Genomic DNA, 25,789 nt, shown 5'->3' on the forward strand with positions numbered 1-25,789 from the left:
GTTATAGCACTTCAGGCGGGGTGTGGTTGGGGCCTGACAGGTACTCGCCAGCGAGGCGTTCGAGGAGCTGCCAGCCCTGCCCTTGGGGGATCTCGCCGAGGCCCTCGGCGCGGGCGATGGCCTTGTTGAGGGTGATGGCGGCCGGGGCTGGGAGGGTGCGGGCTCCGAGGACGGTTTCGAGGCCGACGCGTCCGGCGTGGAGGGGCTCCCCCTGGGGGCTGGTGTAGCCGTCCTGGAGGTCGCCGAGGTGGCGTTCGACGATCGTGAGGATCGCGTGCAGGGCGGTGGCGACGTTGCCGACTCGGTGTGCGGCGTGGGTGGAGGCGAGCGTGTCGAGGGTTTGTGCGTAGTCGGCGCGGGCGGCGAGCCACGTCTCGTCCTGGCCGAAGCGGGTGTCGTTGAACGCGGTGCGGGCGGCTTCCAGCTCGGCGGGCAGGAAGATGAGCTGCACGGTGGCGAAGTCCAGGTTCGCCTCCGACAGTCCTTCGGCGGTGACTTCGGCCAGGAGCTGGAGGTCGGCGTCGTCGAGGCCGGAGTAGGCGCGCCAGTCGACGTCGTCGAGCTGCTCGTACAGGTGCTTGAGGGTGGCGGGGTCGTCTTCTCCGGCGATCGCGTTGTGCGACAGCTGCAGGGCGATGAGCTGCTGGTCGGACAGCGGCTCATCGATGAGCATGGCGTCGATCTCGAAGACACCGGCGTCCACGGCGGCGTCGCAGCGGTGGTTGCCCGACAGGATCAGCTCTTCGTGCTCGTCGTGCTCGCCGCCGCTGTAGATGAGGGGCACGCTGGTGAGGCACCCGTCGCGGCGGACGTTGGCCACGAGCCGGTCGTACTCCTCCTTGCGCATGAAACGGGCGTTCACCGGCAGCCGGGTGAGGCGTCGCGGGTCGCGGCGGACGAGGCGCGACCGGAAGGCCGGGGCGGGGGCGGTGGTGTCGGTCATCGCGTGTCCTTGCCGTGCTTGCGTTTCCACAGGTCGAGCGCTTCGCTGAGGGTGCGTTCACCCATCGCTCCGCCGTACTGCAGCTGGTAGCGGTGGATGCCGTCGGCGCCCGGCTCGGTGCGTTTCTGCAGCTTCACGCCGGGGATACCGCGCCCGTACTTGGCCGAGTTGGGCCGGTCGGTGAACGCCGTGGTGGTCCAGCCGGTGATGCGGCGCGACAGGGAGCGCTGCAGCAGCAGCTGCGCCTCGCTGGTGCAGGCGGCCATGACGATGAGCTTGGCCAGGCGCCGGTAGCGGGTCCACGACACGGGGAAGTCCGACATGAGGTAGGCGTCTTCTGGGTCGAACTTCGGCGGCAGGAACGCGAACGCGCCGACGATCAGGCCGTCGACGGAGACGCCGCACGCCAGGAGCGGCGTGCCGGGCTTGATGCTCTTCGACATGAACTGGGAGCGGATCGCAGCGAACTGGCCGCCGGTCAGGACGTGCAGGGCCATGCGGTCGCCCAGCTCGTCGTCGGGGCCGATTTTCGGCATGGGGATCGGCGCGGTCAGCTGGCGGGGGCGGACGATACGGCGCGGCCCGGAGGCGGCGTACACGTAGATCGGCAGGCCGCGGTTCGCGGTCTGCACGACGCCTGCGAGGTGGGGGCGCAGCTCGGGGCGCTCGATGTGCAGGCCCAGCATCCAGTGCGGCCGGTCGCGCACCTGGGCGATGATCTGCTCCTTGCCGGCCTCGTCCAGCTCCCCGAAGTCCGGGGCCGGCCAGTCGAACGTGGTGTCGATCGACGCGAACTGCGCCTGGTAGTCCTTGGCGTAGAACGGCGGGAACATCACCACCGGCGCGTCCGGGGGGACGACCGTGCTCAGGTAGTCGCGGACGTCGCCTGCGTAGAAGGAGCCCAGTCGTAGCGACAGCGCGTTCAGCTTGGAGACGGTCTTCTCGTGCATGCGGGGCCACTGGTCCTGGGTGGCTGCGATCATCCGCCGGTAGTAGGCGCCCTCCTTGCCGACCCACTGCAGGAAGCGGGTGCCGAGCATGAGGGTGGCGAGGATGTCGGTGGGGTCATCCAGGTAGGGCCTGAGCCAGCCGAGGTCCTCGTCGTGTTCCTCGCGGAGGGTGAAGGGGAGGGGGCGGCCGGACAGCCACCAGCCGAGGGCGCAGCTGTAGGCCTGGATGTCGTTGCCGTGGACCGCGCGGTTCGATCCGAACCGGGAGTGCAGCACCCGTTCCAGGGTGAAGTTGCCGGAGCAGCCTACGTAGATGTCCTGGTCGGGCCAGGTTCCGGCGTGCTCGTAGACGATGGAGCGCATCGCGGAGGGGATGGAACCGTGGAACACGAGCGGCCCCCTGTGCTGGAGCGATGCAGGTGGAGCGCCGGCCAGGACTTGAACCTGGTCCGCCTCTCGGGGAGAGAGGCATGCAGCTGTTACAACTCCGGCGCATGCGACCAGCCGAGCCGCTACACGTACCGCTGATCCGTTCGGATACTAGCTGGTTACCGCTGATCTGTTCGGATACTAGCTGATCTTCAGCGGCGGCGGCCAACACGGGGCGGCGGTGGGCGACGGCATGAGGAAAGGCCCCCGGTCGGGGGCCGGGGGCTCTGGGTGGACAGTTACCGCAGGGTGCGAGCGTCGTCGCCGGTGGTTTCGCGGAGGATGTCGCCGCGCTTACCGATGCGAGCTCCGTGGAGGACGCCGTCGGTGGTGAAGTACAGGAACATGAAGGGGCCGGTGTAGTTCGGGCGCAGTTCCTTCATGAGCTCGTCGCAGGGGTTGTTGCAGGCGAAGTCGAAGTCCTCGCGGTTGACGATGGCGAGGAGGGTTTCACGCTGGGCGGGGGTGCGGACCTCTTGGATGGTCGAGGGCTCGCGGAAGTACCCGACGGGGATGACGTGGAGGATCGCGGCGGTGGTAGACATGGGGGCCTCCGTGGTGGGGGTGGCGGAAAGTTTCATATCTATATCATAGCAAGCTATGCCATCTGTCGTACAGGGTTGCACCCATATTGACCTGCGGAAATAACCGCCCCCGCCCGAGACGCGGCGAAGCCCCCGGCCCGTGCGGGCCGGGGGCGGAGACGGTCAGCGGCCCCCGAAGCTCCGGACGAGCCGGACGGTCTCGCCGAACAGCACCTCGTCGCTGGGGGCGTCCAGCCACAGCTCCCTGAGCCACTCGCCCTGCCCGAGCTGGAACGCGCTCCAGGTGCCGTCCTCCTGCTTGACCCAGGTCCACATTCCGCACATGTGGCCGTTCGCGGAGAGGACCTCCACGGTGACCTTCTCGGCCACGTCGACCGGCGTCTTCGGTTTGGTCACGGCTTCCGGGGTGCCGGCCGCGGCGGGGGTGGTGCTCGTGTGGGCGGTGTGCTCGGTCATTCCGGCCTCCGTGGTGGGGTTGGTGGAGAAGTTCATATCTTAATCATAGCGTGCTGCGCTTTTGCGTGCCAGTGTTTGCTCGCGTGAATCACTGCGTTTTTGCAGGTCAGCCGGTTGCCCTGGTTGGGCTGGGGCTCGCGGTTGGAGAGGCCCCCGGCTGGAGCCGGGGGCCGGACCGGAGGCGGCTAGTGCTTGCCGTAGCCCCGGACCACCGTGATGTTGTTCCACAGGCGCTCGTCGCTTTCGGCGTCCAGGTGGTGATCGCGAATCCAGTCCTTGCAGTTCTCCCTCCAGAGGAACGCGCACCACTCTCCGCTCTCCTGCAGCACCCAGGTCCAGCTGCCGTAGCGCCTGCCCCTCTGGTCCACGGCCTCCACGGTGATCTTCTCTGCGACGTCCATGGGGCCCTCCAGCGTGACCTCCGGGGTGCTGGCCTCGGTGGGGGTGGTGCTCGTGTGGGCGGCGTGCTCGGTCATTCCGGCCTCCGTGGTGGGGTTGGTGGAGAAGTTCATATCTTTATCATAGCGTGCTGCGCTTTTGCGCACCAGGGGTTGCCCGCGTGAATCACCACGTTTTTGCAGGTCAGCGCGCTGCTCCGGCGAGCACCGCCGCCGCCTGCTCGTCCAGCGGGCCGAGCATCCGCACGCTGGTGTCCACCTGGGCCGCGAGGCTGACCGCGCGCCGCCCGGCGGCGAGGATCTCGCTCGTGCGTGCCGTCGCCCGACCGGCCAGCTGCTGCTCCGTCCACGGTCGGCGGGGCTTGCCCGCCTTGGTCTTCCCCTCCCCCAGCGCGATCGGCGTGGACGCCAGCCGCTCCCGCACCAGCTCGTACAGCACCACCGTGGCGTCGGCGGCCGCCGCGGTGCCGCCGGCGGCCTCGGCGCGAGCGGCCTCCAGCCCGGCGAGGATCTCCCCCATCGACAGGCGCTCCGTGAACGGCTCCCCCAGTTCCAGTTCCGCCCACCGGTAGTCCGCGGCCAGCGCGGGCCGCAGCGCGGCCGCGAGCATCAGATCCTGCAGGGACGCCAGGACGCACAGGCTGCACGACAGCCGGGCCAAGCCCCACGAGTAACCTGCGTGCGGGCGCAGACCTGCCTCCCGGATCTGCTCCCACACGTCCCAGATCGTCCAGTCCCGGATCGGCAGCCACCGCGTGATCCGCCGGTTGCCCGACGAGCGGCGCTCGTTGACCTGGACGATCGGCTGAGCGGCGCGGCCCGCGGACTCCTCGCCGCGCAGGCCGAGGCAGTACAGCACCTCCACCGGCCGGTCGGCGGGCACGCCCAGCAGCTCCCAGAACTCCGCGACCGCCTCGGTGACCCACGTCATCGCCGGACCCTCCTTCTGGTCGCTCGTGCACCAGCGGGCGTGGTTCGCCATCCACCGGCGGCGCTGGCCGATCAGCTGGTCCCACAGGCCGCCGCCCGGCCGCCGCCGCACGACGAACTCGAACCCGTAGCGCTCGGCGTGCTCGCGGGCGGCGGCCTGCACCCCCCACCACTCGACCGGCTCGCCGGAGCGGGTGACGCCCAGGTCGTTGTGCAGGACCACGACGCGGCCCCGGTAGCCCTGCTCGCGGATCAGCTGGGCCACGTAGGCGAGCAGCGCCATGCTGTCCTTCCCCGCGCTGGAGCAGATCACGATCAGGTCGTACGCCCGCAGGTTCAGCACCGGCCGTGAACGGACGTTCAGCTCGGGGAAGTCCAGGAGCAGCTGCACGTCACCGCTCCTCCATCGCGCCGTGGCAGGTGACGGTGTAGCCGGGGTCGCCGACCTGCGCCTCCAGGCGGGAGCCGGGCCAGTCGACATCCTTGACCGACTGGACGAGGTGCCCGGCCGGGCACAGGACCATCACGCGGCCGTGTCTCGTACGGCGGACCAGCGGCCGGCCGGTGTGCGGCTCGGGTGCCGGCCGCTCAAGAGCGGGGAGGTCGAGGAGCAGTTGCACCGACCGGCTGACGGGCGGGTGCGCGGGGGGCACGGTTTCTCCTTCTGGTGGCCGCCGGGACGGTGCCCGGCCGGGGTGGGTGGTGGCAGGCGCGGGCAGGGCGGGGGCTTGTCGCCCCCGCCCTGATCGCTGCTAGATGAGCTCCTCCAGCTCGTCCGGGTCGGCGGCCAGCAGGCGGTTGGCCTCCGCCGCCAGTTCCAGCGCCCAGCTCCCACTGGTGCCGGCGCGCTTGGCGGCCTCCATGCCCTGGACGACGAAGGCGGTGACGGTGGCCAGCGGGACCTTCTCGAAGAGGCGCTCGGCCTGCTCGGCGAGGGGGGCCATCTCGGGGCGGTCGAAGTGGAGGGCGAGACCGGCGGGGAGGGCGGTGCGGACGGACATGGTCTCTCCTTTGGTGGGTGAAACACTCAATTTCTTATATCTTTATCATAGCATGCTTGCGTTTCGCATGACCAGTCGTTTTCTGAAGTTTCCGCAGGTGAGAGGGCCTGTTGAGTTCGCCTGTAACCTCCGCTTGCCCCCGGGGCGAGAGGAGGAGAGGGGGGCGCACAGAACGCCGCTTAGAGTCCACTTGGGCCGCGGGGCCGAGGCCAGGGGGCGCGATCCTCTTCGCGAGGGGGCCGCCGCCCGGCCGACCCGGACCCCCGAGAGAGCCCCCGGGCCCGTGCGGGCCCGGGGGCTCCGCTGGCTCAGGAGGCCGGCCGGTTGGCCAGGGCCGCGGGGACGCCACCGATCAGGTACTGCGCACCCAGCTCGGACCACTCGACACCCTCCAGCCAGTTCTGGAGGATTTTCGCGGCCAGGGTTTCCCCGGGGCCGGTGAGCTGGGCGGCCGTGACCTTGGCCACGTACTCGGCCAGTATGCCGCCCACCATTTCAGGGTCGGCCCTGCGCTCCCGCGCCTCTTCGACCAGGGCGGCCACCTCGTCCCGGTGTGCCACCGCCCGGAGGAACACGGACATGGCCGCCGTCTCCTGGGCGTAACCCTCGAAGTTCTGCTCGGCGAGCCGCATCTGGATGTCGCTGGCGATGTCGTGGAGCCCCCGGCCCAGGAACTCCCGCTGTGCGTCGAGCCCGCGCTTGCCCACCTGCTGCGCGACGGTGGTGGCCGCCTTGTACGCGGCCTCGCGCTCGATGTCCGCGTCTTCCGCCAGAAGGAGATCGGCGACCTCCCGGGTGAGCCTGCGGACTCGCTCGTTGAACTCGCTGGCGAGGCTCTGGGGTGCGGGGCTGGGGTTCACGTTGGCCTCCGTGGTGGTGGGGGTGGGGGTGGTGGAGAAGTTCATATCTTAATCATAGCGTGCTGCGCAAACGTATGACAGGGTTTGGCCGCATGGATCGCAGAGTTTTCGCAGGTCACAGCCTCGCTGAACGCCCCTGTGACCTCCGCTCACCCGCTGGGCGAGGGGAGGAGAAGGGCACGCCGGGAACACCGCTTAGGGTCCGCCTGGACGGCCGGGGCGCGCGGCGCGCCCGCGGGGGTGGCCACCGCCCTGCCGGCACCCGCCCCCGCCCCCGGGCACAGAAACGGCCCTGGACCTTGGGTCCAGGGCCGGCCGGTGACCGCCTAGCGGATCTCGAACTCGCTGTCCATCCGGGCGCAGGCGCCCGCCTCGTTCGCCTTCCTCATGAGCTCGACGAACGCGGCCGCCTTGTCCTTGTCCCCCATGAGGATCTCCTCCACGAATGCCCACTCCGCGGCCGGGAGGAGGTTGGACCGGCCGCTGATCTTCAGGCTCTCCTTGACGCTGTCCAGGTTGTTCTCGTAGGAGTTCAGGGCGCTCATGATGTCCTCCGTGGGGGGTGGTGGGGTTGATTTCTTATATCTTTATCATAGCGTGCGGCTCGTGTGGCGGGGAAGGGGTTCACGAAAGAAAACCGAGAAGTTTTCGCAGGTCGCAGCCCTGTTGAGCACTCCTGTGACCTCCGCTCGCATGCGGGTCGAGGGGAAGAGAAGGGCACAGCGGGAACACGGCTTAGGGTCCGCTTGGGCCGCCGGGGCACGGCCGGGGCGTCGGCGGCCGGTGGGGAGGGGGCGCGCCCATCTCGGCGTTCCCGGAGCGCTTCGGGCAGATCCCGCTCGGTGGAGGGCATTGCGGTTTCCTTCCTGTCATGGGTCGAGCCCCGGGCTGGCGGGCGCGGGGCCCGCCCGCCCGGGGCTCGGCGGTGGTGCCGGTGTCAGCCGTTGAGCAGGCTGCTGATCTGCGCTCCGGCCAGCTCCAGGGCGGCCGCGGTGTCGTCGAGGCTGGAGGACAGCAGCTCGGAGTGCTCGGCCGTCGCCTTCTGCAGGGCCCGAAACCTGCGGTACAGCGCCCCGACCTTCGCCTCGGAGTGGCCTTCGCGGCGGGCGGTCGCGATGTCGCCCGCCAGCCGCTGCAGGTCCTCCTTCGCTTTCGTGGTGAGCGCCGCGATCACCATGTCCTTCATCTCCTCCTGCTCGGGCAGCGGGACGCGGGTCAGGAGGCTGCCCGCTCCGAACCTGCTCACCAGCTTGCGCAGCGGCTCCAGCGGGGCCGCGTGCGTCCTGTGCACGAAGTAGACGCCGCCGGTCGAGCGGACCGGCACCGCGGCCAGCGACTCGATGTAGTTGCGGACGATCGCGCGCAGCCGGTCGCTGCTGAAGTAGGCGCACTGGTTCTTGTAGCTCTCCTCGATGCTGCGCAGCATGCTGCGCACCTTCACCTGCTCGCTGGGCGACAGGGCGTTGATCGCGGACTCGTCGGGGTGGATCTGCAGGACGCCGACGCCGGGCTGGCCGCTCTCGGTGGGGTCGCGCCACCAGGCGAGCTCCGCCATCCGCGTGTCGTAGGACAGGGTGGAGGAGCCCTCGTCGCGGACCTCGCGGACGACGTGCCGGGTGATTTTCCCGCCGGTCCGGCCGACGTGGCGGATCATCAGGGTGACCGCGATGGTCTTCTCTCCCTGCGCGGCCTTGCCGGAGGGGCTCGTGGTCAGCTTGTACGTGGCGCGCACACCGTTCGGGCCGGTGACCCGGGCGAAGGCGTCGTCCTCGCGGATGGGGCCCGGCAGGAACTTCTCGTCCAGGCCGAGCTCCCGGAACCAGCGCTCCAGGTCGGTGCGGAGGATGGGCGCCTCGAAGATGCTGTAGAGCGCGAGGTAGCCCAGCAGCGGCGTGTCGCCCTTCTCCATCGCGCTGGTGTACGCGTCGAAGGCGCCCGCGGTGCTGCCCGTGGCGGCGGGCGCGGGGGCGGCGGGGGTGGGGGTGGGGGTGGTCATGATGTGAACTCCTTTTACAACGTCCGTTTGGTCTCTGGAGGGGGCGGGGGCGCGTCAGACCTCGATGTCGGGGACGTGCACCTCGATGTCGGTCAGCGGGACGTCGTGCTCGATGTGGACCCGCTCGCGCAGGATCGGCATGGGGGCGGACCACATGTCGCCGCGGGTGCCCGAGGTCGGCTCGCCGGAGGTGTCGCGCATGCACAGGTACCACTCGCCGGCGCCGAGGTAGGTGAACGTCGCGGAGCCCACGGCGACCCCGGCGACGTAGATGACGAACGTCTCCGGGGCGCCCTCGCGGCGCTCGTTGGTGGCGGCGTACTCGATGAGGGCGGGGGCGGGGGCGGCAGGAGTGAACTCGCCCTTGTCGAAGTCGTACGTGCCGGGTCCCATCTGCGGGGTCCACACGCGACTCTTCTGGGCGGGCGTCTCGGGGGTGCTGGGGGTGCTCATGCGGTTGTTCCTCTCGTGAAAGCGGGGGTCAGATGGCGCGGAACAGGTCACGGCTGTCGGCGAGGTCATCCAGGTCGGTGACGTGGCGCAGGTTGTCGCACAGGCTCTCCAGCGTCTTGCCGGGCCGGTGCGCGATGGACACGCCGAACAGGCGGAACCCGAGGTTCTCCTTGCGGCTCCGCCAGCCCTGCAGCCACTCCGTGGAGACCCCGCACTCCCCGTCGGTGATCAGCACCATGTCTCCGCGCTGGGTGCCGTCCGCGTTGAACTGCGCCTCCAGCAGATCCGTGGCCAGCCCGAGCGGCGCTTCGAAGTCGGTGCCGCCGCCCCAGAAGTGCTCGGCGAGCTCCAGCACCTGCTCGATACCGGCCTGCCCGCGAGGGAAGTACAGGACGTGCTGCTGCTCCTTCGACGCGAACAGGATCGCCGCGAAGTCACGGCCTCCGATGCGGGCCTGGTCGAGCAGGGCGAGCGCGCACGCCTTCGCCCACGCCTCCCGGGTGATGCCGTCCGGGCCGGCCTCCCGCATGGACATCGAGCAGTCGATGAGCGCGATGATGGCGCCCTGCCCGACGTGGTCCTCCCCCTGGGAGTCGTACATCATCAGGCGGCCTTCGGCGTAGCGGGAGACGAAGTCGGCGCGCAGCGCCGGGAGCGCCAGCATTGCCAGCTCGGACGGTACGAGGCGGCCCAGGTCCGCTCCGAGGGTGAGGCCGACGATCTCGCCGTTCGTGTGCTGGACGCGGCGGGCCCGCTCGCTGGCCGCCATGGCACGGAACCGGCCGATCAGCTTCGTGAAGCGGGCGAGGCGGTTCCCGGTCAGGCGCTTGGCGAGGGCGGCGCGGGCGGCGAAGCTCATTCTCTGCAGCTCGCCCGGGCCGACGCCCCAGGCGGCCATCGTCTCCGCCTCCTGCTGCGCCTGTTGGGCGGCCTGGTGGGCGGCCTGGCGGGCGGCTGTGCGGATGCCGGGTGTTGCCTGCGCCAGTGCGGTCTCCGCGTCCTTGCCGGCCTGCTCGGCCTCCTGCTCGGCGGCTTCGGCTGCGGCGATCGCGGCCTGCAGCTGCTGCTCGGCGTCGCTGGGGACCTGGCCGTCGCTGTCGGCTGCGGCGACCGCCGCCTCCAGGGCGGCCTGCACGGCGGCCGCCGCCTGCTCCGCGTCGGTCTTGGCGTCCGCCGCCTTCTGGGCGGCCTGCTGCGCCTGCTTGCCCTTTTCGAGCATGTCGCGCAGCGCGGTGCCCTGCGCCAGGACGGCCATCGCCGCCGCGTACGGGTCACCGGCCGTGTTGCGTCGCAGCTCCCCGAACTCCGGGGAGCCGAGCAGCGAGGACACCACCTCGTGGTTCACGGCCCGCGACGGGTCCACCTCGCTGAGGTCACGCACGCGGGGCGCCACCTTGTAGGCGGCTGTCCAGGCGTCCTGCAGCAGGTCGGGCGCGTGGTCGAACTTCTCGCCCAGGTCGAAGGCCAGGTTCTGCAGCGCTTCCGCCTGCCGGTAGGTGTCGCCCCAGGTGACCTGGTCGAACCGGTCGGCGTCGACCGTCAGGGTGTGCTGGACGGGCTTGGCTTCGGCGGCTAGGCCGAGCCACCGCCCGGCCCGGGTCGCCAAGTCCTTCAGCTTCGCCAACGGCTTCTTCTTGATCATGGCTGCCTCTCTTCCACGGGGCTCCGGGAGGGTCTCGGGTCAGAAGTTGAGGTCGGCGGCGTCGATGCCGAGGGCCTCCTTCATGACGTGGGCGTGCACGGCGCGCCTGCGGTCGATGACCTCCTGCAGGGTGGTCGTGGACCGGCCCGCCGCCTGCGACTCCTGCAGCAGCTTCTGCAGGTCCCTGTCGGCGCGGCGGAGCTTGGGCTGCGCCTCCCGGATCGCCCACTCGGAGACGTCCTCGCTGGCCTTGCCCGCCATCCCCTTCAGCTGGACGGCGATCTCCTCGACGCCCGCGAGGATCTCCAGCGCCGCCGCCATGCTCGGGTTGACGACCTGCGCCACCTCGCGCTCCACGGTGGGCCGCTCGGCCGGGCTGTGCCACAGGACGTGCTTGAGCAGGTCCAGGTCGGTGACGGTGACCGTCCGGCGGCCGTCGAGCCATGCGGCGGCCTGCAGCAGCCGGATCGCCTGCCGCCACCTGCGGTCGGAGGCGACCAGTCCGGCGTTGCGCAGGGAGGCGCGCAGCTCGCCGATCAGGTCCACCACCTCGTCGGGGACGCCGACGGCCGGGACGTGCACGCGCACAGCGGTCTGCAGGTCGGCCAGCGGCACCGTGGTCGGCGTCGTCGGGGCGCCGGCCTGGACGGCGGAGCGGAGCAGCGCGGCGAAGTTGCCCGGCTCGCTCAGGTAGTCGACTTCCATGCGCACGAGCAGCCGGTCGTAGACGGCGGCGGACGCCTCGCCGGTGGGCAGCTCGTTCGACGCGGTGATCGCGGAGATCAGCGGGCACGGGATCGGGTCGCCGCCCGCCTCCGGGTGGTACACGCGCTCGTTCAGGAAGGCCAGCAGTTCGTTGAGGGCTCCGGTGCCGCATTTGAAAATTTCGTCGACGAACGCGATGTCGGCCTGGGTGGCGCGGCCGTCCCACACCTGCTGGTAGACGCCGCTCATCAGGGCGGACACGTCGATCGGGCCGAACATTTTCTTCGGGTCGGTGTAGGCGGACAGGAGGATTTCCCACAGGCGGGCGCCCTCGATGCGGCTGGTGATGTCGCGGGCCATCTCGCTCTTGCCGGTTCCGGGCGGGCCGAGCAGCAGGCTGTGCTGGCCGGCCAGCATGCAGGCCACCAGGGGCCTGATGACGTTCGCGCGCTCGAGGTAGCGGGTGGACACCTCCTCGCAGATGCGGCGGAGGCGGGCGGCGGTGACGGAGCCGTCGCCGGGGTCCGTGGTGCCCGGGGCGGTGGTGGTGGTGGTCATCGCTTCTCCTTGGTGGGGGTGTAACGAACAGTTCTTATATCAAAATCATAGCACACTGTGATCAAGGTGTGAAATCGGGTTTCGTGATTCGAGAATCACCGCCGGCCAGTGCGCGCCCCGGGAACCCCGGCTCCCGGGGCGCGCACCGGCACCGGCTCAGGACACCGGAGCGCGCTCCACCTCACCGCGCACGTACGCCACCAGGGTCCGCAGCCCGTACATCGGGATCACCTTCTCCGACACCAGATAGCCGCCCTCCCGGTTGAAGCGGCGGACGGTGAGCACGATGCCGACAGGGTCCTCCGGCAGGCCGCCCTCGACGCTGTCGATGTGCAGGTCCCACCCGGGGCAGGAGACGCCGATCGTGAAGTGCCCCCCGCCGGTGTCGCGCATCCCGGCCGCGATGCCAACCGCTTCGAGCGCGTCGAGAACCTGTGCGTACTGCTCGCTCATCAGCTGGCGGGACGGAATCGGCCAGTCGGCTCCACTCGCGCGGTACGCCAGCTGGTCACCCAGCGGCGTGTAGGTGAGCCAGTCGCCGAGGGAGTCGCTCAGCTTGCTCGTCGCCTCGCTCGCGCTCTCGGGCAACCAGTCGGCGTTCCCGAGAGATGTCGCGCCGTCCCGCAGCTGTATCGCCAGGACGTCGGCGGCCAGGCGCATGCCGTAGCCCGCCAGCTTCACGCGCGCGGCGGACGCCTGCTCCGGGGTCATGCCGCTGATGGGCTGCCGGTCGTCGACCTCCCCGCTGACGCGGTACGGGTCGCTCCACCAGGTCCGCTGGCCAAGCAGCACGGCCACGTTGTAAGCCGGGTTCAGGTGCTCCGCCGTCCAGGCGGGGATGCGGCTGTACTCGCCGCTCACGTACGCCGCGAGCCTCGCCGCCCCGGCCGGCACGGTCGCCCTGGAGATCACGCCGCTGCCGTCCTCGCGGGTGACGGTGAGCATGGTCAGCGCGGCCGGGGCCGCCGGCAGGCCGAGGTCTGCGGTGTCGGCGGTGACGGCGATGTTCCACTCGGAGGGGCAGTCGATCTCGATCACGAACCCGGCTTCGCCGTAGTAGCCCATGAAGGGGACGAATCCGGCCGCCGCGAGCTCCGTCAGGTACTCGCCGTACGCCTCCTTCGCCCTGTCGAGGCGGCTCAGGGAGGGGCGGGCGGTGTGGTCGTTGGGCATCTTCACTCCGTGAGGTAGACGGCCCGGGACGGCGCGCTGGGCGCCGTCCCGGGGCGTGCGGTGGGGGTCAGAACAGGGTTGGTGGGGTCGGCTGGGAGGGGAGGGTGGCGCCGAGTTCGGGGAGTTCCTGGCCGGTCTGCTCCAGCCACCAGGCGGCGAACATGGTCCGGTGGCACCACCCACCGCGCTTGTCGAGGCGGTCGAAGCACAGCAGGACGAGCCGCGCCGACGACCGGCCGGTGACGGCGTCGGCGGCGGCCGCGATGCCGGCCAGCTCGGCGTGGATACGCGCGGCGCCCGTGGCGTTCAGCAGGCGCCGGTACGCCAGCTGGTAGGCGTCCTGGGGCAGGCCGAGCATGGCCCGGGTGGGGGTGATGAGCCTGGCCGGGCCGAGCAGCGTGTACTCCAGGGCGAAGCGCGGGGCGCCTACGGTGGTGCGCACAGGGTGCCCCATGTCGGGCCGGTACTCGTGATACGTGCAAGTTGCAAGATCCATGTGACTATGAAAGTCCTCTGCAGCAGGTAGGCCCCCGGGGCGGGCGCCCCGGGGGTGCGGGTGAAGGTCAGATGAGGCCGCCCCAGATGGCGTAGTGACGGCCGAGGGTGGGGCCGAACTCGTTGTGCTGGCCGTTGTCGACGATCTCGACGTCGGCCGAGTAGCCGCCGTCGGTGCGGACCGCGATGGGCGTGACGCAGCTGGCGTTGCCGCCGGCGAGCTCGGCCTTGGCGGGTGCCATCACGTACCCGAAGTAGTAGCCCTTGGCGGCGTCGGCGGCCCGGGCGCGGCGCGCGTCCTTCGACTTGGACGGGGTGAACCACTCGCCGGTGATCCGGCCCTTGTCGTCGAGCAGTGCGAAGTAGGCGCCCCACTGGCCCTGCCTGTGCTCGGCGGCGACCAGGTTGCCCGCGGTGTCGAACAGGGCGGGGAACAGGGCGCGTCCGCCGGCCTCTTCGATCTCGGCCTGCAGGCGGGCCTGGGCGGCGAGGAGGCCGCTGGCCCACTGGGAGACGAAGCCGTCGGTGTCGCACTCCTCGTAGGACTTGTGGGCCTTGAGGTCGTGCTCGGCGGCCTGCGCGCGGAGGTCGGCGGCCGTGGCGCGCTGGCGGGCGGCCTCCGCGCGGGCCGGGTCCTTGATGCCCCACCCCTGGGCGTGGGCCATGTCGTCGAGGGCGTCGGCGGCGGCCGCCTTGGCGCGCTCCTCCTTGGCGATCTCGGCGCTGTAGTCGCCTGCGGCCGGGCCTCCGTTGCGGGCCTCGATCTTGGCGACCGCCTCGCGCCAGATGTCGAGCTCGGTGGTGGTGGCAGTCATGGCTTCCTCGTTTCAGGTGGTGGTGAGGCGTTTTCTTATATCTTTATCATAGCAAGCTGGTCATGCGTTATACCAGGAATTTCGGCCGGGAATCGGGAAGTTTTCGCAGGTCACAGCCAACTCATTCCGTCGTCGGCCTCTGCCGGCGTGAACGGCTCCGCGTCGCTGTCACCGCCGAACGCGATCTCGACCGGGCCGCGGTCGAAGTGGCCGCCCTTCCCGGCCTCGCCGAGCGCCTGGTGCATCTCGGCGATGGCTTCCTCCTGCGTCACCTTCGCGTCGTCGTAGTACACCGAGACGGCCAGGCTGACCGTGACACCTCGCTTGCTCATGAACCTCACATCTCCTTTCGTTTCGCGGGTCAGGACGCCGACCGTCAGGCGGCGAACAGGCCCAGCTGCTTCGGCTGGCGCAGGTGCCAGCCGTGGTTGCGGATCGTGTGCCCGGGCATCGTCGGGACGACCACCAGGACGGCGCGGACGTTCGTGCCCGAGGCGCTGAACGATCCGGCCGGCAGCTCCAGGAGCTCGCCGTCGTTGTCGGCGAGCATCTTCCGGAACGCCACCGCCGCCGAGTCGGTGCGCCAGGTGATGGAGCTGGGCAGCACCGATACCAGCACCCCGTCATCGCCCAGGAACTTCAGCGCGTGCTGGACGTGGCGCAGCTCTTCGGCGAACGGCGGGTTCATCACCACCCGCTGGAATCCCGTCTCGTAGGACAGCGGATCCACCTGCAGGAAGTCGCCGTGCACCACCCGCCGGTAGGCGGCGTGCCCGGCCAGCACCGATGCCCGGTGCTCGTCGACCTCGACGACGTCGACGACCGCGCCTCGCGCGACGGCCGGCCCGGCGATCGACCCGATGCCCGCGGACGGCTCCAGCGTCACCAGCCCCGGGCGCTTGTCGGTGATGCCCGCCAGGGTCAGGATCTGCTCCACCACGGCGGGCGGTGTGGCGTACCAGCCGACGTCGTAGCGCGAGGGGAACTCCCCCGCGGTGATCGAGTCGCGCATGAACGTCTCGATGTCGTGCGGGAACACGAAGGCGCGCACCGTCTTGCGGCCGTCCCACTTCCCGCCCATGTGGTTGAACGTCCGTTTGAGTCGCTCGTACAGCGGCGCGGGCACCTGGAACGGGATGTGGAGTGCGTCGCGGTCGATGATGGTGCGCGGGTCGGCGAGGACCTTCAGCACCTCGGTCGGGATCTTCACCGCTCCACCTCCTCGGCGGGGGTGAGGTCGGCGTCGGCCCGCCTCAGCTCGTACGTCTCGCCGAGCGCGCGGAAGAACATCTCGATCGCCTCGGTGGCGTCGTCCGGCGGCGCGGCAGGCAGGTCGGGCCTGCCGAGGTCGGTGACGCGGTTCCAGCTCTCCTGCACGTCGATCGTGAGCGATTTCAGGGCGTCCTCCCGGCTGGGGAAGTAGTGCTCGTCGTCGCCGCGGTCGCCGTCGATGACGATGACCCACGGGACCTGTCCGGCGGGGTCGAGGTCGTCGACCGCGACGCACATGGCGGAGACGACCGACGTGCCGTGCTCCATCGCCTCGTCGAACGCCTCGTTCAGTCGGGCCCGGGCCGGTCCCTGCTCGCCCTGCTCCGTGGCGGCCGGTTCGTCGCTGCTCAGGGCGATCACCAGCCGCAGGAAGTCGGGCCGGTGCTCGGCGAGCATGTCGTCGAAGCTCGCGTCGTCGGCGTAGGCGGTGACGCCCGTGCGGTGCGCCTCCTCGTGGGCGATGCAGTCGAACAGGAACGCCGCCGTGTCGAGGACGTTGTCGAGGACCCGCGCGTACCGGGCGTCCTCCCATCCGGCCTGGGCGGTCACCGCCCAGGCGATGGCGTGCAGGACGTCGGTGGTGGTGCCGCCGGCCTCCATGCAGTCGGCCGCGGCCTCGCTGGGGGACTTCATGGGCTTCTTCCTTTCTCGGGTCATCCGAACAGGGACGCCTGCTCGCCGCGGATGGGCGCGGCGGCGGGCTGGGGGCGCAGTACGGCCATGGAGTAGCCGCCGCCCGGCGCGTAGCCGGGGACGTGGCGGGTGCCGCCCGGGGTGCGGTAGGCGCGGACGGGGCCCTCGCGGTCGAACCACCCGGCCGGGTACACGGCTCGCGCCTGCTTCTCCCAGGCGGCGAGGGGCTTGCCCTCGTAGGGCCGGTGGTCCATGACGGGCATCTCCCGCCAGTCGGGGTGGGCGTGGTCGCAGCCGTCCTCGACCGCGGTGTTCTCGCTCGACCGGATCGGCCCGTTGTGGCCGCAGCCGCTGCAGAACGCGTAATACCGCAGGTGGTAGTCCGGGTTCTCCACGGTCGGCGGGCTGGGCTCGTCGGGGGCCGTGCGCCAGGAGGTGATGGTCACCCGGCAGTAGCGTTCAGGTCTGGGGGCCGGGTCGGGCGTGGGGGTTGCGGTGCTCACCGCGGTGTTCTCCTTCCGGGGGTGGGCGCCGGGTGACCGGCGCCCGCTTTGGGCTGGGTCAGGGGGCCGGGGTCTCGTCCGGGGTGGGCGCCATCTCGGCGAGGGCGCTGATGACGTGGACCCGGTCGGGGAGCGGCACTCCGGGCCGGGTGGGGGTGCGGATGTAGAAGGCCGCGATGAGGCCGCCGGTGCTGTCGTAGGTGACGGTCAACGACCTTCCGCCCTGCTCGTACTGGACGGAGTTGTCCGTGGCGAAGCTGGCGTGCAGGCCGTGCTGGTGGGCGAAGCGGGCCACGGCCGCGCGGTCGCTCAGGGGGGTCTGGCGGGGAGGCGTGCTGGCGCTCATCGCGGGGGCTCCTTCAAAGGGGAGATAAAGCCAATTGCTTATATCTTTATCATAGTACACTGCGTATTTGACGTACAGGAGGAATTCCGTGTTTGGCCTGGTGAATCGCGCCGCTCCTGATGAACGGCCGTTCAGTCAAACCCGCGACGTCTCCTCGTCGTCTTCGCCGGTGTCCGGCGGGGCCTGGACCAGGACGCGACCACACCGGGAACAGGTCAGGTGTGGATCACCCGGCCACAGGTCGACCGTCCACGGCTGCACGTCGCCGGCGCGGTGCCCGGCGTCGGCCCGGGCCTGCGCGTCCTCGTGCGACAGGCAGCCGGGCGCGCACAGCACCCGCTCGTCGTCCACCTGGTAGCCGATCGGCTCAGGGCTTCGGGGGGACAGGCTGAACATGGCGGAGACCTCCTCGTAGATCACGGCAGGGGGAAAGGGTGGGGCGGCGGCTGAACTGGGCTGAGAATCGCTGTGAGCGCCCTGGTGATCGCCGGGGCCCGGGGAGTCGGCGCGGGCTCCGGGCCGCGCCGCCAGGTAGGACGGCGGGGTGAGCTGGCCCGCCCGGGCCGCGCGGCGCGCGGCCAGGCACTGCGGTGCGGCGCACCGGCTCAGCTCCCGCCGCGTGGCGCCGTCCCACTCCCACACCCGGGGGCGGGCACGGCACCAGGAGCAGGCGCGCACGGTCACCGGCGCGCCGTCGACGGTGACCTCGATGGGCAGGCCCCAGCCGCGGGCGGCGCGCATCATGCTCACCACCCGGCTGTCGCCGAGCAGGTCGGCGGGCAGCGTCCAGGTCGCGCCGTTGTAGTTCACCTGGTAGCGGCGCATGAGCCGCTGAACGGTTTTCATCGCATGCCCTTCCAAGACGGTTGTGGTCCTGCGGCCGGGCCTGGCCGCAGGACCATCAGCGGGGACGGCTTACGCGGAGACCGCCGCGCTGTCGTTGGCGAGCGCGGGGTCGACCTGCAGGCCGCTGGTGCGCGCGGTGGCCACCGCCTGCGCCTCACGCAGGTTCCTCACGGCCTTCGTCGCCACGTCCTTCAGGTGGTCGACCCGCAGCCGCTGGGCGGCGACGCCGCCGGGGGCGCCCGCCAGGAGCAGCGCCAGCTCTTCGGGGTCCATCGCCGCGAGCTCCGAGAGGATGCTGCCCGCCGTGTCCAGCCGCTCGATCTTGCCGACGAGCGCGTTGCGGTCGCGGGTGATCCGCTCGCGCTCCTCCTCGGGCAGCTGGGCGTACAGGCCCTCCTGGCGGGGGCTGCCGGCCGCGCCAGCCTCGGCTGCGGCGTCCTCGGTGAGGACGAAGAAGCTGCCCTGGGTGGCCTGCCTCTCCTCCTCCGTGCGGCACGCCCGGGCGAACGCCTCGGCGTCGCGGGTGCTGGCGAAGTCGCCGCGCACGTAGCGGGTCAGGAACCGCTGCTGGTTGTCGCGGCTCAGGTTGGCGACGTACCAGGCGAGACCGACCGTGATGTGGCCCTTCATCACCGCTTCCTGCACCGACAGGTCGAGCTTGAGCAGGTCGATCCGCCAGCCGACGTAGGAGGCGGACTTGCCGCACATGGCCGCGACGTCTTCCAGCGGGTAGCCGAGGTCCACCAGGCGCTGGAAGCCCTTGGCCTCCTCGATGGGGGTCATGTCGGCCCGGCCCACGTTCTCGGCGACGGCCTTGGCGAGGGTTTCGGGGTCGCCGTCCTCGACGCCGAAGTGGACGATGCAGCGGATCCTGTCCAGGCCGGCCAGCTTGGCGGCCCGCCAGCGCCGCTCACCCATGATGATCGTGTACTTGCGGCCCGCCCTGTCGCGTCCCTTGGGGTCGGCGTCGGAGGTGCGGACGGCGATGGGCTGCAGCACGCCCAGCTTCTTGATGGACAGCGCCAGCTCGTTCAGCTTTTCCTCGTCGAAGTGCTCGCGGGGCTGGTTGACATCGCGCTCGATGCGGCTGAGAGGGATGTTCATCACGACCGTCTTGACGGTGTCGGTGGTGGTGGGGGCCGGGGTGGTGGTGTCGGTCACGATGTCCTCCAGGGTGGGGGGAAGTTCAATTTCTTATATCTTCATCATAGTACACTGCGATCTTGGCGTACAGCGTTTGACCTGCGGAAATGCCATAAAATCCGGGGGTGCGCGAGCCCGTTACGGTCGGGCTCGCGCACCCCCACCACCTACGCCGCACCCTGCTCCACCATGCCCAGCAGGATCTGCGTCTGCTTCACCGCCGCCGCCATCGACGCGATGCTCATCATGTGCTCGTGGTGCTCCAGCACCTCCGCGCGCCGCTTGCGCGCCCGGGCCGGCCCGTCGCCGACCGCGAGCGTGTCGCCGCACCACACCAGCACGTTCGGCCCCAGCTCCCACACCAGCGCGTTGACCGCGGCGCACGCGGACGCGATCGGGTCCAGGTCACCCATCGACCAGCCGCACTGGCGCGGGTCCGCGCCGCGCATTCGCATCGCCAGGGCCGCCGCCCGGAACAGGCCGCCCGTGCCCGCCGCCGGATCGTCGTACCAGTGGCCCGGCTCCAGATACTCGCCCGTGAACACGATGGCGGCCAGGAGATCCGCGACCTCGGGCGACGTGTGGTACTCCGACATCGCATCCCGCGCGCCCGGCGACCGCATCTGCGTGAGCACCCGCCCCAGGACGTCGACGTCGCAGCGGAACGACGGATCGTCCTGCCCGGTCAGGTGCAGCAGCCCGGACCGGATGGCCGTGTGCGTGACCGCGTGGATCGCATCCACCACCTGGCCCGGCGGGTCCTGGGCCTCGTTGAGCCACTCGTGGATCGGCCGGGCGCAGTCGATGAGGTACGGGTGGCGGACCCACAGGTGCCCCCAGATGCGCCGGTGGAACTCCAGGAGCTCCGCCTTGTCCAGGCTGAGGATGAAGGTGGCGACGTCGGTGCCGTCGCGGGCGGTCTTCCGCAGCAGTGTCAGCCCGGCCATGATGCCCATGCACACGCTGATGCCGTCCCCGGCGCGCTGCCGGTACCAGGTCTCGGCGACCCGCTCGGCGATGTCGTCGGCGGACATGCGCGACGTCAGGGCCTTGCGGTCACCGTCGATGACCGGCGGGACCCGCATGCTCGGCGCGGCCGCCGAGGGCTGCACGACCGCGGGCGGCTGCGTGGCCACCGGAGGCTGGGCGGTCGCGGCCAGCAGGCCGGGCAGATGCACCGTCTCGGCGGGCCCCGGCGCGGCCAGCTGGTGCTGGGAGGGCTGAAGGTCCAGGGCGAACAGGTCGAGCTGCGCCTTGCTGTCTCGGGGGCGCTTTCCCATCGGGAGCCTCACTTCCTGCAGAAATGGGGCTGGCCCCGCACAGGGCGGGGCCAGCAGGTGAACGGTCGGGGGGTGAGGCGGTCAGGAGAGCCGGATCGGCATGATCAGGTACAGGTAACCCGGGACCTGCTCACCCTCCTTGTCGAGGCCGGTGAGGATCGCCGGCTGGACGCTGTTGTTCACGCTCAGCCGCACCTCGGGCATCCCGATCGCGTCGACCCCGGCCAGCAGGTAGGCCGGGTTGAAGGCGATCGTGTACGGGTCCACCCCGGCCGGGCCGTTCCACTTCACGGCCAGCACCTCTTTGCTTTCGGCCTCGTCGCTGCCGCAGGCCAGCGTGAGCTGCCCCTGGGCGAAGGTCAGACGGACCGGCACGTCCCGGGGTGCGACCAGCGCGACCCGCTTGAGCGCCTCCGTGAACTCCCGGACAGGCAGGTCGGCGTGCCCGCTGAAGCCCTCCGGGATCAGGGACCGGTACTTCGGGAAGTCCGGGGCCAGCAGACGAGTCGTCATCTCCCGCCTGGCGCCGGGCACCCACGGCCGCCCGCCCACCGACGACACCCCCAGCAGCGCGCCGTCGCCGGTGTCGGCCACCGAGATCGCCACCTCGTTCCTGCTGAACGCCTTCGCGACGGTGGTCAGGACTCTCGCCGGGACCATGACCCCGCAGGAGTGCTCGGCTGACGTCTCCTTCCACGTCACGTCGCTGACCGCGAGCCGGTACCGGTCGGTCGCGGCCAGCGTGACCGCGCCGCCGTTGATGTCCACCCGAACGCCCGTCAGCATCGGCAGCGAGTCGTCCTTACCGGCCGCGACCGCCACCCTGGAGACCGCCCGGGCGATGTCCCCACCGTTGATCTGCCCCGTCACCGGCGGCATCTCGGGCAGAGTCGGGTAGTCCTCGACCGGCATGGTGAGAATCCCGAACGTGGCGGGGCCGCACGTCAGGATCACCTTCGCGCCGTCGACCTCGATGGTGACGCGCTCATCGGGGAGCGAGCGGACGATCTCGTTGAGGAGCCGCCCGGGGAGCAGCAGCGTCGTCTCTTCCTGGGAGTCGACGCTGATCGTCTCCTTCATGGACACCTCGTAGTCGTACGCGCTCAGCCTGAGGTCGCCGCCGCCGAGGTCGAAGCGGATGCCCGCGAGGGTCGGGACGGAGGGACGCGTGGGCAGCGACTGCGCCACCCAGGCGACGGCCTGGCCGAAGGATTCGCGAGCCACCTCGAACGTAATCTTCGGCGAAGCGGTCGCCTTGATGTCCGTCCCGGGCAAGGGTGTGGGAGCGGCCTCCGGCTCCGCGGCCTCCGGCTCCGGCTCCTCGGTGGGGGCCTCCGCCTCCTCCGGCGCGCTCTCCTCGGTGGGGGTCTCCGCCTCCGGCGCGGTCTCCTCCTCGGCGGGGGCCTCGACCTCCGGCGCGGTCGCGGCCTCGGCGGGGGCCTCCTCGGTGGGGGCCGCCGCCTCCGGCGTGGTCTCCTCGGTGGGGGCCTCGGCCTCCGGCGTGGCCGGGGCCTCGATCTGCGGCTCGGTGGCCGACTCGGGCGCGGTGGTCGGCTGGTCCTGCGGGCCGGTCTTGCGCCGCGCGGGCCGCTTGGCGCCCTCCTTCAGCGCGGCCGCCGCCTTCGGTGTGGCCGCGCGCGGGACCCTGGTCGTGGGGCGCTTCGGCTTGGGCTGTGACGTGCTGGACATGTGATTCTCCTTGGATGATCAGGCGGCGCACTGGGTGGTGGCCGCGGTGACGATGGCTACAGCCGCCCGGTGGTAGCACGTGTGCTTGCCACGGAGGCCGGCCGGACAGGTGCAGGCGCAGTGGTGGACGAGGTAGGTCGTTGACCCGTCCGAGCTGATCGAGGTGAAGATCCCGCGCCGCTTGGTGGGGAGGAGAGCGCCCTCCCCGATCAGCTCACGCGCCTTCTCCAGCTGGCCCGGCTTGTAGTCCCCCAGGTCCGCGGTGAGGGTGATGGCCCAGCGACCGCCCTCCTTGACGGCCGCCAACTTGCCGGTCGCCGCCCACCGCTGGGCCGTACGGAGCGAGATGTTGAGAGCTGAAGCCGCCTCTTTGGTGGTGAGGGTGATCTGGGAGTTCATCTCGCTCCTAGGTGGGGGTCAAGCTGATTTCTTATATCTAAATCATAGCATGCTGCACTTTCGCGTGACATTGGATTTTCCGGTGAATTACCAGGTCAGAGCCCTGCCAACGTCCCGTGGAGTGCTGGCGGCACCCCATCCCGGACTCCGGGCAGGCCACTCACGGCACCCCCGTGGCGAACAGGTCGAGCTGGGCGACGGGCTCCCCGGGGAAACCAGGCTCCCCGGGCAGGATGACGCCCGGGTCGAGCTGCGGGAAAGGCAGACGCTCCTCCCATGAGCGGAACGCGTGATGGACGCAGCACGCGCCGAGGTGGGTCTGACAGCCGTCGACCAGGCGGCCGCCCGCCCGACGCGCGCGATACCAGCCGTACCGGTGGCTGGACAGCAGCGCCCGGGCCTCGGTGACCGATTCCACGTGCTTGAGGTACAGGCGGGTCATGCAGCCGTCGACGCGGCAGGAGATGACCACCTGGCTGATCTTGGTGTCCTCCCTGCCGGGATGCTTGGCCGCCCACAGGGCGCGGGCGGCCGTGACCGTTTCGACGGTGAACGACTCGTCGTCGTCGCATCCTCGAAACTCCGGATGCTCCTCGCAGGACAGGAAGATCACGGCGCCCATCAGGCGGCCACCGGGAGGCGCGCGAGGTGCTCGGCGAGCCCGCCCTGCCCGGCGCCGCAGCCCCGGGCTCCGGGCCGGCCGCTCACGGCTCCTCCGTGGTGAACAGGTCGAGCTGGGCGACGGGCCGCCCAAGGAAACCGGGTTCCCCGGGCAGGACGGCGGCCGGGTCGAGGGTCGGGTGAGGCTGCCCCTCGATCCAGGAGCGGGACGCGTGCTGGATGCAGCACGTGCCCAGGTGGAACTGGCAGCCGTCGACCAGGCGGCCGCCCGCACGGCGGGCGACGTACCAGGCGAAGTCGTGCCCGGACGTGATGATCCGGGCCTCCGTGATCGAAACCGTCTTGACGTAGATTTGCCTCGCGCAGCCGCCGATGTCGCAGCCGATCACCACCCGGCCGATCTTGGTGTCCTTCCGGCCGGGATGCTTGGCCGCCCACAGGACGCGGGCGGCCGCGACCGTTTCGACTCCGACGAACACCTCGTCGTCGTCGCACCTCGGCCCCTCCAGGTGCTCCTCACAGGCCAGGTAGATCACCGCGGCCATCAGGCGGCCACTGGGAGGCGCGCGAGGCGCTCGGCGAGCTGGGGGCGGCTCTGGTCGGCTCCCGAGACGTACCGCCTCCACTCGGTCGCGCAGGCCTCGATGGCCACCGCGGCGTGCAGAGGGCTGGGGTTGAGGAGCGCACGTTTCTCGGCGCTGATCATGCTGTCCTCCAGGGTGGGGATGTGAAGGGGTTGGGGGCGGCCCGAGTGGACCGGTCGGCGCTGGAGAGACGGCTCCAGCGCCGACCCGCTCACTCGGAGCGCTGAGGGGAGGGGCACATGCCGGACCGGCCGATGCGGGCCATGCGGGCGAGGTGCTTGCCGCGGGTCTCGTTGTCGTGAGGGGCCTCCGGCGCCTTCCCGCAGATGTCGCAGGTGCTGGGCCGGGCTGTCGCTCCGCAGTTCTGCATGGCGGCCTCCTAGGTGGGACGAGCTGATTTCTTATATCTCAATCATAGCACAATGCGTTTCCGCAGATGCAGGAGAAAACCGGTATTGACCTGCGGAAACGCTCGCGCTAGCGGGACTTCGACCGGACCATCTCGCGCCCGAGCGTTTCCCGCATCGAGGTCCGCAGCCTGAACTCGGTCTGCGTCTTCGCCCACAGCTGCCCGTTGATCTCGGCCCGCTCCTCCTCGCTCAGGCCGGCCTCGTACTTGGCCATCTCCGCCGGGAACTCGGCCAGGACGCGCAGCTCACAGTCGAGTGCGCCCCGGTCCTCCACCGCCCGCCAGTCAGCCCAGATCGGAACGTCGTTGACGTAGTAGTGAACCTTCGACAGGAGGCGGTACCACTCCACCAGGACCTCGTACACGTTCAGGACCTGCGTCTCACAGATGTGCGTGCAGCCGGTCCGCGCGGCGATCCAGGCGGGGTGGCGCTGCGACCCGTTGTTGATCCACAGGGAGTTGCACATCTCCTTGACCGCGTCGTGGACCGCGTCGGCGCTGGCGGGCACCTCGATCGGCGGGATCGGCAGGCAGCCCTCGGCCGGGTGGGCTTCGGCGATCGCCTTGGCGACGTCGTCGCGGGCCTGGGTCAGCGGGGGCAGTGCCCGGGCGTAGCGCTCGGTCTCGGTCTTGTAGGCCATGGGGACGGTCTCCTTGTGAGGTGCGGTGCGGTGTTTTCTATATCTTAATCATAGCACAATGCTTTTCTGTGAATCCCTGATTTTGGGCGTTTTACCTGCGGAAATACAAAAAGGGGGCGCGCACCGTACGGTGCGCGCCCCTGGGCCTGCGTCAGCCGGTCAAGCTCCGGCCGCCCCCTCCGGCCCGCCGGCACCCGCGGACGCCGCCCCTTCACCCTTGCGCGTGCGGCGCCCGCGCAGCAAGTCGGCCGCATCCGGCCGGACGGTCACCTGCGTCTGCTGCTTGATGAACTTCCTGTACTTCACCACCGCGTTCGGCTGGTCCATCTCCACCTCAGTGGCGATCGCCGACCAGGTGATTTCGAGACGCCGCGCGTTCGCCACGGCCTCGATCTCCGCCAGCTGGGCGTCCAGGATCTCCTGGTGCGCCTTGCCCAGCCGGGCCAGCGCGGTTTCGGCCTGCTCGTCGCTGGCCTTCCCGGCCGGGGTCGGGAGCGGCCCGTACTTGCGGCTGGCGTTTGCCTGTGCCATACCCAACGTGTCCGCGATCTTCTGCCACTGGACACCGATCTCACGAGCGGCAACGACCGCTTCCCGCTCGGCCTTCTCCGCGTCCCCGATCCGCGCATGGGCTGCGCGCACGGCGTGCAGGGCCTTGATCGCCTCGTCGCCCTGGGCCTTGACCGGCTCGTCGCCATTCATGGCAGGAGCATCGCACACTATTTCCGCGATATTCAACCGGAAACCATGAACGGACGTTTTCATTACCGGCACGTCAACCGCCTGGCAGGACGGCTGCGGCGGTCGCGCAGGAGGGCTCCCCCAGGGCCGCGCGCCGGGCCCGGGCGCGATCGGCGAGCACCTCCGACAGCGCCTCGCAGTCGTCGGCGGTGAGCCGCCCCCATGGGACGAGCCAGGTGTCGCCCGTGTGCGGGCAGTCCATGACGTCCACGGGCGGGCGGCGGGCGGGAGGCTGCGGGGGCGGGAAGCTGGTCACGATGGCCCCTATCCTCCCAGCTTCGGAGCAGCTGGGAGGCCCGAAACCGGCTCTTCCCAGCACGGGATCGCCAGCCC

The 25,789-nt window shown here is 70.5% G+C and carries 34 protein-coding genes and 1 tRNA gene; all 35 read right to left on the reverse strand.

All coding sequences use genetic code 11. The features are described 5' to 3' along the window. Position 1: 1 nt before the first annotated feature. Complete coding sequence (locus ABD832_RS30575; protein ID WP_344902024.1) at positions 2-943, reverse strand: ParB N-terminal domain-containing protein; 942 nt, start codon at positions 941-943, stop codon at positions 2-4. Continuing rightward, a complete protein-coding gene (locus tag ABD832_RS30580; RefSeq protein ID WP_344902026.1) occupies positions 940-2,283 on the reverse strand; it encodes a putative antirestriction adenine methyltransferase in 1,344 nt (447 codons plus the stop codon). The genes ABD832_RS30575 and ABD832_RS30580 overlap by 4 nt, the downstream gene beginning before the upstream one ends. A 30-nt stretch (positions 2,284-2,313) precedes the next feature. Then, a tRNA-Gly gene (locus ABD832_RS30585) sits at positions 2,314-2,387 on the reverse strand. A gap of 174 nt (positions 2,388-2,561) precedes the next feature. Beyond that, positions 2,562-2,867 (reverse strand): hypothetical protein, encoded by a 306-nt coding sequence (locus ABD832_RS30590; protein WP_344902029.1) that lies wholly within the window; start codon positions 2,865-2,867, stop codon positions 2,562-2,564. A 162-nt stretch (positions 2,868-3,029) separates the two neighbouring features. Further along, a complete protein-coding gene (locus tag ABD832_RS30595) occupies positions 3,030-3,359 on the reverse strand; it encodes a hypothetical protein (protein ID WP_344902032.1) in 330 nt (109 codons plus the stop codon). 149 nt (positions 3,360-3,508) lie between these two features. After that, on the reverse strand, positions 3,509-3,835 hold the full coding sequence (locus ABD832_RS30600) for a hypothetical protein (RefSeq protein WP_344902035.1): 327 nt from the start codon (positions 3,833-3,835) through the stop codon (positions 3,509-3,511). Positions 3,836-3,905: 70 nt separating this feature from the next. Continuing rightward, positions 3,906-5,042 (reverse strand): phosphoadenosine phosphosulfate reductase domain-containing protein, encoded by a 1,137-nt coding sequence (locus ABD832_RS30605; RefSeq protein ID WP_344902038.1) that lies wholly within the window; start codon positions 5,040-5,042, stop codon positions 3,906-3,908. A 1-nt stretch (position 5,043) separates the two neighbouring features. Further along, positions 5,044-5,304: a hypothetical protein gene (locus tag ABD832_RS30610; protein ID WP_344902041.1), complete on the reverse strand. Its 261-nt coding sequence runs from the start codon at positions 5,302-5,304 to the stop codon at positions 5,044-5,046. 99 nt (positions 5,305-5,403) lie between these two features. Then, positions 5,404-5,652: a hypothetical protein gene (locus ABD832_RS30615; RefSeq protein ID WP_344902044.1), complete on the reverse strand. Its 249-nt coding sequence runs from the start codon at positions 5,650-5,652 to the stop codon at positions 5,404-5,406. A 308-nt stretch (positions 5,653-5,960) separates the two neighbouring features. Further along, positions 5,961-6,557 carry a hypothetical protein gene (locus ABD832_RS30620; RefSeq protein ID WP_344902047.1) on the reverse strand — a complete coding sequence of 199 codons (597 nt, stop codon included), beginning with the start codon at positions 6,555-6,557 and terminating at the stop codon, positions 5,961-5,963. Positions 6,558-6,838: 281 nt separating this feature from the next. Beyond that, the gene (locus tag ABD832_RS30625; protein WP_344902050.1) at positions 6,839-7,057 is read right to left on the reverse strand and encodes a hypothetical protein; all 219 of its coding nucleotides are present in this window, start codon (positions 7,055-7,057) and stop codon (positions 6,839-6,841) included. Between the two features lie 392 nt (positions 7,058-7,449). Beyond that, positions 7,450-8,508 carry a DUF6744 family protein gene (locus ABD832_RS30630; protein WP_344902053.1) on the reverse strand — a complete coding sequence of 353 codons (1,059 nt, stop codon included), beginning with the start codon at positions 8,506-8,508 and terminating at the stop codon, positions 7,450-7,452. Between the two features lie 54 nt (positions 8,509-8,562). Then, positions 8,563-8,961 carry a hypothetical protein gene (locus ABD832_RS30635; protein WP_344902056.1) on the reverse strand — a complete coding sequence of 133 codons (399 nt, stop codon included), beginning with the start codon at positions 8,959-8,961 and terminating at the stop codon, positions 8,563-8,565. Positions 8,962-8,989: 28 nt separating this feature from the next. Further along, positions 8,990-10,603, reverse strand: coding sequence for a VWA domain-containing protein (locus ABD832_RS30640; RefSeq protein ID WP_344902059.1), 1,614 nt, complete (start codon positions 10,601-10,603; stop codon positions 8,990-8,992). A gap of 39 nt (positions 10,604-10,642) precedes the next feature. After that, the gene (locus ABD832_RS30645) at positions 10,643-11,866 is read right to left on the reverse strand and encodes an AAA family ATPase (RefSeq protein ID WP_344902062.1); all 1,224 of its coding nucleotides are present in this window, start codon (positions 11,864-11,866) and stop codon (positions 10,643-10,645) included. Between the two features lie 156 nt (positions 11,867-12,022). After that, the gene (locus ABD832_RS30650) at positions 12,023-13,039 is read right to left on the reverse strand and encodes a hypothetical protein (protein ID WP_344902065.1); all 1,017 of its coding nucleotides are present in this window, start codon (positions 13,037-13,039) and stop codon (positions 12,023-12,025) included. A gap of 67 nt (positions 13,040-13,106) precedes the next feature. Next, on the reverse strand, positions 13,107-13,481 hold the full coding sequence (locus tag ABD832_RS30655) for a hypothetical protein (protein WP_344902068.1): 375 nt from the start codon (positions 13,479-13,481) through the stop codon (positions 13,107-13,109). 121 nt (positions 13,482-13,602) lie between these two features. Then, positions 13,603-14,349 carry a hypothetical protein gene (locus ABD832_RS30660; RefSeq protein ID WP_344902070.1) on the reverse strand — a complete coding sequence of 249 codons (747 nt, stop codon included), beginning with the start codon at positions 14,347-14,349 and terminating at the stop codon, positions 13,603-13,605. A gap of 110 nt (positions 14,350-14,459) precedes the next feature. Further along, complete coding sequence (locus ABD832_RS30665) at positions 14,460-14,681, reverse strand: hypothetical protein (RefSeq protein ID WP_344902073.1); 222 nt, start codon at positions 14,679-14,681, stop codon at positions 14,460-14,462. 44 nt (positions 14,682-14,725) lie between these two features. After that, positions 14,726-15,559, reverse strand: coding sequence for a hypothetical protein (locus tag ABD832_RS30670; protein WP_344902076.1), 834 nt, complete (start codon positions 15,557-15,559; stop codon positions 14,726-14,728). Further along, complete coding sequence (locus ABD832_RS30675; RefSeq protein WP_344902079.1) at positions 15,556-16,254, reverse strand: hypothetical protein; 699 nt, start codon at positions 16,252-16,254, stop codon at positions 15,556-15,558. The genes ABD832_RS30670 and ABD832_RS30675 overlap by 4 nt, the downstream gene beginning before the upstream one ends. 20 nt (positions 16,255-16,274) lie before the next feature. Beyond that, positions 16,275-16,757, reverse strand: coding sequence for a DUF6349 family protein (locus ABD832_RS30680; protein ID WP_344902082.1), 483 nt, complete (start codon positions 16,755-16,757; stop codon positions 16,275-16,277). Positions 16,758-16,815: 58 nt separating this feature from the next. Beyond that, positions 16,816-17,103, reverse strand: coding sequence for a hypothetical protein (locus ABD832_RS30685; RefSeq protein WP_344902085.1), 288 nt, complete (start codon positions 17,101-17,103; stop codon positions 16,816-16,818). Between the two features lie 135 nt (positions 17,104-17,238). Beyond that, positions 17,239-17,949, reverse strand: a complete 711-nt coding sequence (locus tag ABD832_RS30690) for a hypothetical protein (RefSeq protein WP_344902088.1) — start codon at positions 17,947-17,949, stop codon at positions 17,239-17,241. A gap of 69 nt (positions 17,950-18,018) precedes the next feature. Next, complete coding sequence (locus ABD832_RS30695) at positions 18,019-19,110, reverse strand: ParB/RepB/Spo0J family partition protein (protein ID WP_344902092.1); 1,092 nt, start codon at positions 19,108-19,110, stop codon at positions 18,019-18,021. Positions 19,111-19,259: 149 nt separating this feature from the next. After that, complete coding sequence (locus tag ABD832_RS30700) at positions 19,260-20,372, reverse strand: DNA methyltransferase family protein (RefSeq protein ID WP_344902095.1); 1,113 nt, start codon at positions 20,370-20,372, stop codon at positions 19,260-19,262. 81 nt (positions 20,373-20,453) lie between these two features. Beyond that, entirely contained in the window at positions 20,454-22,061 is a 1,608-nt protein-coding gene (gene dnaN / locus ABD832_RS30705; RefSeq protein WP_344902098.1) for a DNA polymerase III subunit beta, read from the reverse strand. 18 nt (positions 22,062-22,079) lie between these two features. After that, positions 22,080-22,460, reverse strand: coding sequence for a helix-turn-helix domain-containing protein (locus tag ABD832_RS30710; protein WP_344902101.1), 381 nt, complete (start codon positions 22,458-22,460; stop codon positions 22,080-22,082). Between the two features lie 160 nt (positions 22,461-22,620). Beyond that, the gene (locus ABD832_RS30715) at positions 22,621-23,082 is read right to left on the reverse strand and encodes a hypothetical protein (protein WP_344902104.1); all 462 of its coding nucleotides are present in this window, start codon (positions 23,080-23,082) and stop codon (positions 22,621-22,623) included. A gap of 82 nt (positions 23,083-23,164) precedes the next feature. Beyond that, positions 23,165-23,626, reverse strand: coding sequence for a hypothetical protein (locus ABD832_RS30720; RefSeq protein ID WP_344902106.1), 462 nt, complete (start codon positions 23,624-23,626; stop codon positions 23,165-23,167). Further along, the gene (locus tag ABD832_RS30725; protein ID WP_344902109.1) at positions 23,626-23,787 is read right to left on the reverse strand and encodes a hypothetical protein; all 162 of its coding nucleotides are present in this window, start codon (positions 23,785-23,787) and stop codon (positions 23,626-23,628) included. Before ABD832_RS30725 ends, ABD832_RS30720 begins: the two co-directional genes overlap by 1 nt. Before the next feature lie 89 nt (positions 23,788-23,876). Then, positions 23,877-24,035: a hypothetical protein gene (locus tag ABD832_RS30730; protein WP_344902112.1), complete on the reverse strand. Its 159-nt coding sequence runs from the start codon at positions 24,033-24,035 to the stop codon at positions 23,877-23,879. A gap of 107 nt (positions 24,036-24,142) precedes the next feature. Next, complete coding sequence (locus ABD832_RS30735; protein WP_344902115.1) at positions 24,143-24,715, reverse strand: hypothetical protein; 573 nt, start codon at positions 24,713-24,715, stop codon at positions 24,143-24,145. Positions 24,716-24,874: 159 nt separating this feature from the next. Then, positions 24,875-25,417: a hypothetical protein gene (locus tag ABD832_RS30740; RefSeq protein WP_344902118.1), complete on the reverse strand. Its 543-nt coding sequence runs from the start codon at positions 25,415-25,417 to the stop codon at positions 24,875-24,877. Positions 25,418-25,490: 73 nt separating this feature from the next. Next, positions 25,491-25,712: a hypothetical protein gene (locus ABD832_RS30745; RefSeq protein ID WP_344902121.1), complete on the reverse strand. Its 222-nt coding sequence runs from the start codon at positions 25,710-25,712 to the stop codon at positions 25,491-25,493. Between the last annotated feature and the right edge of the window lie 77 nt (positions 25,713-25,789).

The sequence above is a fragment of the Streptosporangium longisporum genome (assembly GCF_039534895.1).
GTDB lineage: Bacteria > Actinomycetota > Actinomycetes > Streptosporangiales > Streptosporangiaceae > Streptosporangium > Streptosporangium longisporum.